Source organism: Stomatobaculum sp., from assembly GCF_057248925.1.
On the sequence record NZ_DBHIHF010000001.1, the window covers coordinates 33,225 to 45,487 of the forward strand.

Consider the following 12,263-nt stretch of genomic DNA (forward strand, 5'->3'; position numbering starts at 1 on the left):
TCTGCTTGGAATAAAGTAATTTTTGCTTTCTTTTCATAAAATGCATATTTTTCACAGATATAGAACGACTATTTATTCACTCTATGCTTTTTTGCATAATATTATTTCGGTTCTTCATTTATAACTTGTCATAAATGTAAAAAACGGAAAGGGCTGTCCGCACACAAAAAGAGAGCGACTTTGAGGCCCGTAATTCCGCTTCCGGTCTCAAAGCCGCTCTCTGCCACTTCACCGCAGGAGCTTTCCTGTACTGTTTTTCGGCAACTCTTCTGCCGACAAATTAACTTTCCGAATCTGTTCTGCGCGCGGCAATGTGCGATTCAGTTCCTTGATGAATGCACGAACCTCTTCTGCCTTGCTCTCCTCTGCCGCCGCTGCCACAGAGAAAATATTGACTGCAATTTCTTCTCCGTCGCCAAAGACAATGCACTCGTCGATCAACCGGCAGGCATAGAGCTTATCCTCAAGAACTTCCGGGCTCACATTCTCTCCGTTCGAGAGGACAATGATATTTTTGCGCCGTCCTGTCACAAAGAGATAGCCGTCTTCATCGATGCGACCCAAATCGCCGGTGTGGAACCAGCCGTCGCGAATTGCCTCCGCTGTCGCCGCAGGATTTTTATAGTAACCCTTCATCACATTCTTGCCGCGGACACAGATTTCTTCGTCCTCAATCTTGATTTCGCAGAAATCAGCGACCGTGCAACAGGCGCCGTCCCGATAGGGGCCGCGATATGTCACCGTACCGGTAGTCTCGGTAAGACCGTAATACGTGCGCGGCATAATGTTGCGCGCATGCAGTGCCTGGATGAGCACGGGGCTCATTGCGGCACCGAGGCAAAGCGCCTCCTGTACGGAGTCAAGCGTCTTTGCGACTTTCTCATTTTTCTCGGCGCGCTCCAGAATCCGCTTCATCATCGCCGGTGCGACAATGAGCTTCCCGAACTGCCGCGCACTGAGATCCTGCAGGAACTGCCGCGCATTGCTGATAAAGAGACAGTTGCCGCGTGCAAGTTCTCCCATAATCGGAATCACGCCGCCGATATGGAAAAACGGCAGGATAATCAGATTTTCATAGTGCTGCAGCGTTCCGCGCTCTCTCTCCGCGCGAAGTCCATTGAAAACTTCCGCCGGATAAGCACAGAGATTTCCGTTGGTAATCTCTACAATCTTCGAGCGCCCGCTGGTACCCGATGAGAGCAACATGAGGATGGTGTCGTCCTCTTCTCCTCGATACAGTTCCTCGAGCGCCTCACACTTTGAACTCTCCGCAAAAACGTGGTCGAGCGGCAACAAGCGCCCTGCCGGATAGGCTGCGTTCAGTTCTGCCGCATACTCGCTGTCTGCGAGCTGAGCCGCTCCTGCCATCATATAGGGAATGCCGATTTCCGCGGCAAATTCCAACACGCGCGCTGCCCCGAAACTCTGATTCAACGGGACGAAAACACCGCCTGCCGCAATTACACCGAGATATTCGACAAAGTACGGATAGGAGTTATCGGCCGCGATACCGACGCGGAACGGTTCCTCCGGCGACAGACACTTCTGCTTCTCACTCCAGTATGCCGCTGCACGCGACACATCTTCCAGAAAACGTTCAAAGCACACGGTACAGATTTCTCCGCTCTCCGCATCCCGATAGCAAAAAGCCTCCCGCTTTGGATAAGCACGAACAATCTCTTCTAAAATATCGACAAATACCATGCTTTACTTCCCCATGCGACGAATCACTGCGTCCGCAATGTCACCAACGGTCTCCGTGTTGGCAAGTTCCTTCTCCGGCATGCGAATGTGGAAATTGGATTCCAGCGCGCCGAGCAGGCTATAGAAATCCAGCGAATCGATGTTCAGATCTTCCTGCATCTCCGTGTCCTCGTCAATCTCGACCTGATTCACATCCATCACATCCCGGATAACTGCAATGACCTTCTCAATGACTTCTTCGCGTTCCATACTGTTTGTCTCCTTTCGATTCTAAACCCATTCGTTACCAGCTGCTTATTGTCTCGACGCCTCTTCGTGGGTCAGCCACTCCTTCAAGGCATCGGTCAGCTCATTTAAATCACTCTCCGGCCTGCGTCCAAGAAGTATGATCTGCTCTTTGGTGTTCGTGTCATAGAGCATATTGGAGCGGTACAGGTGTGTCGCACCGGCATGCCGGAACACACCATCCTTTCGGTTAAGTCCCATATGATAGCCGTTCTCTTTGAACAGGTCCTGCGGCACAATGCCCGGAAAACCACCGCCGTAGAGATAGTTCTGCCAGAGGTAAAGGTCTATGACAGTCGAGGTCATTTCGCCTGCCGAGAACGTAAATGCCGGTGCAAACTCTCTGCCGTCTCCGTTCTTCTGCGGGTCAAAGGGTCTCACCTCTGCATCATTCCAGTTGAAGCCTGTATGCCGCATTCCAACCGCTTGGATGATGTTCTTCCGGATATAATCCTCATACTTCTCACCGCTCAGCTGTTCAATGATGAGTCCCAATAAATAGTAGTTCGTATTGGAGTATTCAAAAGTCTCTCCCGGCGTTGTCTTGAGTTGCAGCGCAAAAACATCTGCGCGCAAAGCCGCCAGATCCATACCGCTGTAAATCTGATCTCCGTACTTGTCTCGAAGCGACTGCTCATCCGAGAAATTCGGCAGACCTGATTTCATCTCAAGCAACTGCTGTACCGTCACCTGACCGCCGTAAGGACAATCGGGCAGATATGTGCCGATTGGTGCGTCTAAGCGAAGCTTGCCCTCATTCAAAAGCTGATAAATCGCAACACCCGTGAACTGTTTGGTCAGCGAGTTGATCGCCACTGTCGAATCGCGTCCGATAGGTGTCTGGTTGTCCGCCGAAACGGTTCCTCTTCCGCCGGAAGCGATAATCTTGCCGTCTCTGGCGAGCAGGTAGCTCCCCTCAAACTTTGCATCGCTGAGAATCCGGTCCAGTTTTTTCGAGTAAGCCCGGTCGCGACGCTCTGCACCACCTGCCAAATATATGCGAATCCCGACAAGCAACACGAATACAAACATCGCAACCGAGGCAAGTGTAAAAAGATGTTTGCTCTTCAACACATTACTCCTTTTCTAAAAGCAGACGACGCACCAGAATGCCCGACGGCGTCAAATCTCTGCTCTCCCAATTGCTCTTTTTAGAGGAAGACGGCAACACAATGCTATGTGCCTCTGCTTTATTGGAGAGCGACCAGTAAGTCCAGGAAATCTGATTTTTCCGCAAAAAGGCAGCAAACTCTTTTGCCTCCTGAAACGAGAGGCGGCTGTCCTGCGGGCTCTTGATGTGGGTATCATCGAGCTTGCCGTAGCTGATGCCCCATTCGCTCACAAAAATCGGAAGTTTCGCCCGCAACAGCTTTTCTTCGTAGACCGCATCGAAATGCTTCTCTTTCGAGACATCCGCATAGAAATGAAGATCATACATGAGATTGGAATCGTCAATCGGATCCCGCAGCGGGCCGTCGAGATTCGCCGAGTGGTCCTGTGTCCCGCATAGGATGAGTGCCTGCGGCGCGTTTGCACGGATCTCCGGAATTACCTGTTCGGCATAACGCTTCACATCCTCCCAGCTCGTGTCGCCATTCGGCTCATTACAAATTTCATAAATCACGCCGGGATTGTTCCCGTAGTGCGCCGAGACTTCACGGAAAAAGCGCTTCGCCTCTTCCACATGATCGAGCGGGTTCTTATCCTTTAACGTGTGCCAATCCGCAATCGCATACATGTCTTCCGCGAGCGCATTGTCCACCGCTGTATACAGCCTTTTCTTGGCCGCTTCCGGCTCGTAGAGATAGCCGCCCTCCTGATCCGTATACATAGCCGCGCGAAACAAATCGGCCCCCCACTGTTTGACACTGCGCAGCGCCTCACGCGTGGTAAATTCCGGATACCAGCTGAGTCCGTGGCTCGAGATGCCTCGCAGCTGTACCGTCTTTTTTGCCTTCTCGCTGTACAATTTCCCGTCGCGGACACTGAGCTGTCCGTAGGACTTTACGCCGTGATAGCCTTCTTCCGCATTGGCATAGAAAAAGCCGCCCGCGAGTACACTGGCCAGAATCCCGGCGAGCACAACGACGACCGCTTTTTTGGACTGATGTTTCGCTGTGCTCATTTCTTACTCCACTCCTTGATTTTCTCTAAAAACACCGGATTTTCCAGGAGCGCTTCGCTGTTTTGAATGCGATACAGTCCCTCCCGGATTTCACTCTTTTCACATTGCATCGGATACTCAGTTCCTTCAAACAGCGTGAGCGTCTCCGGAAGCGCTCCTCCCTTCACGAGCCGCAAACGCACATATTTGAAATTCAGATCCTCGACCATGACGACCGTGCCGTCGGCGAGTTTCTCCTTGCTTCGCACGCGGAAACGCGGCATTGTGCGGCGCTGCGGCGCCCGTTCCTTGTTGCCCTCTTCCATAACGCGAAACAAGTCGTCGAAATAACTGGTATCCTCGGCGAGTTTCTCCGGCAACGGATTCAGACGGTCATAGACAATCTGGAAAAACTCTCGCTTCTCGGCCGTACTCATCTCGCCGACGCGCTGTACCCGGTAAGTCCAGACCTTACCGCGCTTCGGCTTGCTGACCGCAATGATTTTGCCGCGCAGCGACGCACAATATTTCCGGTCTTTGATGACAAAATGCAGCACTGTCCCGCGATCCGTCGGGAACGGCAGCGGTTCTTTTCGCTCAAAGGCAAAACCACCCTCGGAGATATTGATGACCCGCGCCGCAAATCCCTCTTCCTGTTCCGCCTCCTGACGCACTTCCATCTCAAGGTCACAGTCGAAACGCTCAAACTCTCGCTCATTGACGCGGCCGCGCATGAAGAAAACAGCCATCAACAAACTGAACGAGTTAATCAGCATCCACATGATCATGATAATCAGACCGAAGGCGCGGTTGATGATGAGCTGCTGCACCGCAAAAATCAGCGAAATTGCGGAGACAACAAAGAGGCAGATATGCGGAATGGCAAGATAAAACTCATTGCTGTCATTCCAGGAGCGGGACTTTGCCGTAACCGAGAACTTTTTCTCATTGATGTGGAAGAACTCCGCCCAAATCGGAATGAGAAGGTAAGGAAACATAATGGTATCGATGGTATTGCTCCAGCGCGTATCGCGGATTTCCGAACTCACCTTCGTGAGCAAGAAGCTGTAAAAGATGTAGTAAGGAAGCCAGAGAAACAAGAGCTGCCTGAGATCCATTACGACCAGCGGAATGCCGAGCAACAAGAAAAGCACCGGCGACAGAATATAGACCAGGCGCCTTGAAAAACTCTCCCAATAAATGCGGCAGGCATAGTAGCTGAGTTTCAACTTCAACGAAAATGCCGGATTGCTCAGAAGGTGCACACGGCGAAGCGAGTAGATACAACCGCGTCCCCAGCGCACGCGCTGTTTGATCAGCGACGAAATGGTAATCGGCGCCAACCCCTGGGCAAGCGGCTTCTTGACCGCATAGCAACGATAATTCAGTGCCTCGATCCGGAGTCCCGTCTCAAAGTCCTCGGTAATCGTGCCTGTTGCGATACCGCCGACACCTTCCAGCGCTTCGCGCGAAATCATTGTATTGGAGCCCGCATAAAGCACGGCATTGTTGCGATTCTTGCCGAGATTCACCTCGCGGAAAAAGTAGTCTTGTTCGTTCGGAACCCTATCCTCCGCATAGAGATTGTACTGGAACAAGTCGGCGTTATAAAAGACCTGCGGCGTCTGAATGAAACCGATTTTTCCGCAGTCCTTCTGTGCTTCCTTCGGCTTGACAACCCAGGAGCCGTCCTCCTTCTTTTCCATGATGGGCAAAAAGAAATACGGAACCACCTCCATCAGGAAGTTGCTCTTCGGAATCATATCGGCATCGAAAGTGGCAATCAGCGGAGAAGTCGTGCGACTCAGCGCATTGTTGATGTTGCCGGCCTTCGCGTGCTTGTTGTTGCTGAGACCGAAGTACCCCACACCGAGTTCCTTCGCAAGAGCCGCGACCTCCGGGCGATTGGTATCGTCACAGAGAAAAACATGCACCTTCGAGGGATCCGGGTAGTCCATGGCCGCACAGGCATTTGCCGTCTTGAACAGAATGTCCGTCTCCTCGTTGTGCGTCGAAATGAAGACATCGACGTCCGGAAACAGTTCATGCGGCACATCCGGCATCTCCGGCTCATAGACGTCGCGAAGTGACAGGTAATGTGACAGTGCCTCGTAAGAGGACAAAAGCTCCGCAACCAGAAGAAAGATGCCGCCGATGAAGGCCAGCCAGCCGTACTGTGAGGCAGAAGGCAGGGTAAACCCGATACGCCAGATTCCGTAGCCCACCATCACAATGCCGACCAGCACCGCAAGCCAGAGCGGCTGTTTCTTCTTTAATGTGATGTTGGCTGACTCCGGCGGCGTATACAGCGGAATCTTCTCGGTCTGCAGTTTGAATTCGTGTTTCTCGTACATGTTATTTCACTCTCTTACCCAGAAGGTAGGCGGATGCAATGAAGAGCAACAAAAACGCAAGTGCCAGATTTGCGTAAGTCTCACGGCTGCGTTCCGCAAGCGGCTCCTGAATAAAGCCGTTCAGATAATCGCCCATATAGAGATCCAACCATTTGCCGTGCCCCTTAATCATGTCCTTTAAGCGCACCAATTCCTCCGCATAGGTTTCGCGGTTTCGGTCAATCATATAGCCGTGACCTTCTTTGACCAGCGCCAGCTGGTGGTTCTCCTTATAGACCTCTCTCCAGCGGCTGCGGTCTCGCTTCGAGGCATTGCCGAGATAGGCCACCGTCTTGTCGATGAACTGCATCACATTCTTATCGGAGAATATCCCCTTCCGCAGTTCCTTATAACGCTGCACCACCCTCGCATCGAAATCCGGATCGCGCACCATGCGCTCAAACCAGGGGCGCTCCGGCATGACCATGTACTCCGCACCGCCTGCCGCAAACTTGTAGTTGTCCCAACAGTTATCATAGTCCCAGAGCGGTCCCATACTAAGTTGATGCGCCGGATCCTGGTAATAGTAGGTCGAATTGTCACCCGAGTCATAGTTCATGAAATACTCGTTGATGACAAAGTAATCGATAAAGCTCGGCAGATTGATGAGATGCGGATAACTCAAGAACTGGCGATAGTTATCACTGTACAGCGTTTTCTCGATTTCTGTGAGTTCAGTCTCCAATTTCTGTTTAACTTCCGGCGTCAGCAGAGAATCCTTCGGATACTTGATGGTGAACCAGCCGTATGTGAGCTGCTGATCGGAAGCCCAGGTCGAAAGTGTCGTTTTGGTGTCATCCGCGCGGTCACGCACCAGAATGACTGCGGGACGCTTGTCTCTGGGATTGTAGTCCTGAATGTCCACATGTCCTTTGCCTTGCTTGACCGGCTCGGTCAGGAGGTAAAGTCCCCGATAATTATAAGTATCACCGTCTTTGATAAACATCTCGACGAAGCGGCACTCCGGCGTAAACGGCATGAGCTGACCGGCCAGATTATAGGCGATGTAGTTGCGAATCTGGCTTGCGTCCAGAATACTGTTGGAAAGCACCCAGTCTTCATCCGCATCCATGCCAAGGAGCGGCGCTTCGAGCTCTTTGCCCTCATCGTCGAGGAGCTTAATGCCATACTGCTTCTTCTGGAAGGAACGCGAAGAAGCACCGCGAAGCTTTATTTTGCCGTGATTTACAAAGGACGGTGCATCCGTAATCTTATTGTGGTCGTTCGGATTGTCCACCAAGGTGAACGTCATGGGAATCCAGGGGTCGGTCACATTCGGATCTCTGTATTCACGCTTCTGTCCGTCGCCGACCATCTTGTAAATGTCTTTCGGCTCTTCTCCGTTCATATCCAGAACGACAATCGGCAGATGCGTCTCAAAGGTGGCGACATCGACACTGCCATCTCCGGGCATACTGTCCGGCCCCAGACTGCTGTCCGCGTTCTGATGTACCTCATGCTGATAACTTCGATAGTGCATCGAGAGTGCTGCTTTTAAATAGGAAAAAGCTGTGACAAAAATCGTCAGCACTGCTAGGACAACCGCCGCCGTAATCAGCGTTTTTCTTGTTGGAGTTCTCATGTTACCGCCAATCAGCGCGTAATCTCGTCGTTCTGGCAGACGAGATGCACTGCCTCTACACCTTCAATCTGGAAAAGTACGTCTTTCAGTTCTCTGCCTTCATGCTTCTGCAGGCATTTTTCGCGAAGCTTTCCGGAAATCTCATAAATCAACTCAATCCGATCCTTCTCCGAATTATCCACACGGAACTGCGCCTTGTGCTCATAGTACTCATTGACCGTCTTCATGATTTCGTCGCTCTTGCCGCTGCCCCGCACAATCAGGAGATATCGGTCATTGGAGCGCACATTGCCGAGTACTAGGAGCACGAGGAAAATCACACCCGAACCGATGCCGGCAATCTTAAAGTCCTGGATGCCACAGCAGATGCCGGAGGCGATGCACCAGAAAATATAGGCCGTATCTCTGGGGTCCTTAATCGCGGTGCGGAAACGAACAATCGAGAGCGCACCGACCATGCCGAGCGACAGGGCGACGTTGTTTCCGATGACGCTCATGACAAGCGTTGTCACAATGGTCAACATGACCAGCGATACATTGAACTTAGCGCTATAGACGGTGCCTGCATGTGAAAACTGATAGCTCACAAAAATGACCAGCGCAATCACAATGGCCGCAATAAAGCTCATCAAAATTTCGCCGGTGGACAAGGTGCCCGACTGTGCGGACAAGTACTGATACAGTGCGTTTCTCATAATTCTCCCCCTTTACACTCTGCCGATGACCGGCAGCAAACCATAGCGTCTGCCCGCGACATACTTGGAATAGCTCTCTTCCGTGAGATCTGCGAGTTGCAGCGCATCTTTGATATAGCTGAGCAAAAAGTTATTGTACTTGACCTCCAGCACGACAAAACTCTGTGTGTCCGCCGGATAGAAGATTCCGGGATGTTCCGAAAATAAATCGAAATTGCCCTCGGAAGTCTCAATGTGGCTGTCAAAGGTAATCCGGATGTTATTAATCGGCACGGCAAAAGCTCTGCGCTTGTATTGAATCAATGCGGCGGGCCGGTACTGCTCCTTGTGCATGATACCGTAAATATTTTCGGCAAGTTCCGACCCCTCTTCGAGTAGGCAGTCATAATTTCCCGCGATCATCTCCTGTGCCTGTTCCCGCGTAATACCGAGCGAGAGCTTATGCTGATTTTCCCCCTGCTTCTGCTTGAGTTCCAGTTTTGCCTTGGTGTCCGTCGGATGGTAGATTCGGATGCGTATCTTTTTCCGGTCTTCAAGACCATCCATCTTGTCGACATAGTCCTCGTTGTAAAACGAGTCAAAATAGAGCGAACGAACGTTGTAAGGCTCATACCCCTGAAACGGATCGCCGGGCAAGAGATATCGGAGTCTTCCGTAGAGGTCTTCCGCCATTTTAACCGGCAAGACAAACTTTCGCTCCACACGGCTTACTTCTGCCGCAATGCTCATGTTTTATCCCCTCCTCTCTCAGTGCGCGGCGGGATCCTGTCCCTGCGCAGCCACATCGGCATCTCCGGTTTCCGCCGCTTTCGGGTCATCGGTATAGAACGGTGTACCCTCGTTGGTGAAGTTATCCAGCGCAAGCGCCACGAAGACATAGTCAAAATGCTTTTTCTCGAGCATCTTCTGAATGCTTCCATCTCCGGTCGGGCTAAAATGCAGGGACCAGAGTAATTCGATGCGTGAGAACATCGGTGACAGGAAGGTCGCGACCGGCGAGGAGTAAGAATCTCGAATAAAGAGCGCCGTCGGTCCGTTCGGATTCAGCTTGTTGTCAATCTGGTCAAAACGGACTACACCCTGCAAGTAGCTGTTATTCATCTCGCGGTCGTAGGGATCGGCATAATCCAGATACTTTCGATCGATCAGCGTGCGTTCTATCGGTCCGTCCTTGTTCGCCTCTTTGCCGCCTTTGTAACGCGAATAGTAGTGATAATTGGTTTCGAACTTCGGGTAGACGAAACTATAATCGTCGAGCCTCCGCGAATAAATCAGACCGGCATCTCTGCCCTGCGATCCCATATAGATATGCGAGTAGGTCTCAATCGTATAGTTGTTCAAATCCCGGTAATACCCATCGGGGTCCAAGTTTGCCTCAAACTTTTGATTCAGATGGTCAACAATCTTTCCGGTCGCATAAAAGGCCGAAGGAACGGTCCAGTGGTGGTCGGTATGGTAGAAAATATCCTTTGCCTTCATATCGGCATCCCGAAAGACATCTCGCACATCGACATAGTCCACATCGTAACGGCGCAGATAACGAAGCACTTCATCGCCGTAGGCATTCAGATTGTTGTAGGGTATGCCGTAATATCCTCTCGACCAGTCCTCGCGGAATTTGGTCGGATACATAATGACCACCAGCCTAGTGCCCTTATCTTTCAGACTGTCCTGTAAGCGACGCATGCGTCCCGCAATGCCGGGAGCACTGAGATTCGAATTATTATAGAAGTTTCCCGAATAGAGTACCGAATCTTCATCTCTCACATACTTGAATGAGTTTTCCTCATTTTTGCCGAGCGCCCTGTACACAGTGCCGTAGAGCTCGTTCCAGCGGTGCCCGCCGACCAGCGTCTGCGAGAGAATACCGTCAAGCTGCTTTGTGTACTTCTTGTATTCGGACACCGCCTTTGGTTTTTCAATGTCCTGAATTTTCTTTTGCAGAGCGTCTCGCTCCCGGTATAAGTTTAAAGCCGAGAGCGAAAACAGACCCGCGAGAAACAGTGCCGAGAAGACTGCCTGATATCGTTTCATCGTTTCGTCTCCTCCTTAGAAGTTGAAGTAAATGAACGGGTTGTAGCCGCCCTTCGCCAGTATTGCAATCGAAAAGAGCATGCAGGCTCCGAGGCAAATCACATAAATGACTCCGCAGCTCCGATAGAAAATTTCATGTCCCTCGCTGTCTTCCGTCTTCTCCAGAATGTAATTGCGAACAGGCAGTGCAAACAGCACGGCGCCGATCAGAGAAATACCGTACTCTTTCAGAAACATGACGACCGACGGACTGTAAAAACCGTTTCCGCCGAGCGCGAACAAATCCGCAAAGAAGAGAGACATCTGCTCTCCTGTCTCGCAGCGGAAAATGACCATTGCAAAAACCGTTGCGACAACCACATAGGCATGCCGAAGGACCTCATGCCCCTCTCGCTCGTCGAGACGGAACATAATTTCGAATATGATTAAAACAAAGAAGTACAACCCCCACCAGATATAAGTCCAGTTCGCACCGTGCCAGAGACCGGTCAGCAGCCAGACGATGAAGAGATTTCGTATCATAACATCTTTTTTCTTGCTACTTGCGCCGCCGAGCGGTTTATAGACATATTGGCTGAACCAGGATGCAAGACTGATGTGCCAGCGCGTCATAAACTCACGGATCGAACGGCTCACAAACGGGTAGCGGAAGTTCTCGGAAAAGCGGAAACCGAACATGAGACCAAGTCCGATTGCCATATCGGAATAGGCGCTGAAATCGTAGTAGAGCTGGAACATGTAACTCACCGCGCCGAGCCAGGCGAGCAACATGGGCACCGGAATTGTGGAGTCACCGCCTTTCGTCAGATTAAATACGGTATCCGCAATCACCGCGAGATTGTTCGCAATCAGAATCTTTTTACAGAATCCCTCACAAAAACGGCATATCCCTTCGGTCAACATGGTCAGATCCGTGCGCCGCGTTTTAATCTGCTCTGCAATTGCCGAATATTTGACAATCGGGCCCGCAATAAGCTGTGGAAAGAAAGCGATATAGAGTGCGATATCCAACAGATTCTTCTGGGGCTCAGCGTTTCCCATATAGACATCTATGACATAGGACAAAGCCTGGAATGTGAAAAAGGAAATACCGATCGGAAGAACAATATTCGGATACGGGAGAAAGGGGCGCTCCATAATGCCGTTGACCGTCTCAACCACAAATCCCGAATACTTAAAAATACCAAGCATGCCAAGATTCAGAACGCAAGCAATGATCAAAACCAGACGCCGCGCTTTGACCCGGTCTTGCCGAATCCAAAGCAACATCATTCCGAACAGCCAGTTGCATGTGATGGACGCGAGCATCAGAAACACATAGATAGGCTCACCCCAGGCATAGAAAAGAAGGCTCGTAATCACCAGCCATATGTTTTGCAAGGGACGAGAAAACGCAAGAATATAATAGACCAGAAAAACAATCGGCAAAAAATAAAGCAAAAATGTGATGCTGGAAAATACCATGC

The 12,263-nt window shown here is 51.1% G+C and carries 10 protein-coding genes; all 10 read right to left on the reverse strand.

Annotated elements, in window-relative coordinates; all coding sequences use genetic code 11:
• Positions 1 to 228: 228 nt before the first annotated feature.
• The 10 genes from ACO4XG_RS00020 to ACO4XG_RS00065 are packed head-to-tail and all read right to left on the reverse strand — an operon-like array spanning position 229 to position 12,261.
• Complete coding sequence (locus tag ACO4XG_RS00020; RefSeq protein ID WP_308509265.1) at positions 229 to 1,704, reverse strand: class I adenylate-forming enzyme family protein; 1,476 nt, start codon at positions 1,702 to 1,704, stop codon at positions 229 to 231.
• A 3-nt stretch (positions 1,705 to 1,707) separates the two neighbouring features.
• A complete protein-coding gene (locus ACO4XG_RS00025) occupies positions 1,708 to 1,953 on the reverse strand; it encodes an acyl carrier protein (protein ID WP_308509266.1) in 246 nt (81 codons plus the stop codon).
• Between the two features lie 45 nt (positions 1,954 to 1,998).
• Complete coding sequence (locus ACO4XG_RS00030; RefSeq protein WP_308509267.1) at positions 1,999 to 3,060, reverse strand: serine hydrolase domain-containing protein; 1,062 nt, start codon at positions 3,058 to 3,060, stop codon at positions 1,999 to 2,001.
• 4 nt (positions 3,061 to 3,064) lie between these two features.
• Positions 3,065 to 4,114, reverse strand: a complete 1,050-nt coding sequence (locus tag ACO4XG_RS00035) for a glycoside hydrolase family 5 protein (RefSeq protein WP_308509268.1) — start codon at positions 4,112 to 4,114, stop codon at positions 3,065 to 3,067.
• Complete coding sequence (locus tag ACO4XG_RS00040) at positions 4,111 to 6,447, reverse strand: glycosyltransferase family 2 protein (protein WP_308509269.1); 2,337 nt, start codon at positions 6,445 to 6,447, stop codon at positions 4,111 to 4,113. The genes ACO4XG_RS00035 and ACO4XG_RS00040 overlap by 4 nt, the downstream gene beginning before the upstream one ends.
• Position 6,448: 1 nt before the next feature.
• Positions 6,449 to 8,068, reverse strand: a complete 1,620-nt coding sequence (locus tag ACO4XG_RS00045) for a CotH kinase family protein (RefSeq protein ID WP_308509270.1) — start codon at positions 8,066 to 8,068, stop codon at positions 6,449 to 6,451.
• Positions 8,069 to 8,079: 11 nt separating this feature from the next.
• Positions 8,080 to 8,763, reverse strand: coding sequence for a DUF4956 domain-containing protein (locus ACO4XG_RS00050; RefSeq protein ID WP_308509271.1), 684 nt, complete (start codon positions 8,761 to 8,763; stop codon positions 8,080 to 8,082).
• A 12-nt stretch (positions 8,764 to 8,775) separates the two neighbouring features.
• Positions 8,776 to 9,492 (reverse strand): polyphosphate polymerase domain-containing protein, encoded by a 717-nt coding sequence (locus tag ACO4XG_RS00055; protein ID WP_308509272.1) that lies wholly within the window; start codon positions 9,490 to 9,492, stop codon positions 8,776 to 8,778.
• An 18-nt stretch (positions 9,493 to 9,510) separates the two neighbouring features.
• Entirely contained in the window at positions 9,511 to 10,797 is a 1,287-nt protein-coding gene (locus ACO4XG_RS00060; RefSeq protein WP_308509273.1) for an alginate O-acetyltransferase AlgX-related protein, read from the reverse strand.
• A gap of 15 nt (positions 10,798 to 10,812) precedes the next feature.
• A complete protein-coding gene (locus tag ACO4XG_RS00065) occupies positions 10,813 to 12,261 on the reverse strand; it encodes an MBOAT family O-acyltransferase (RefSeq protein ID WP_308509274.1) in 1,449 nt (482 codons plus the stop codon).
• Positions 12,262 to 12,263: the final 2 nt, after the last annotated feature.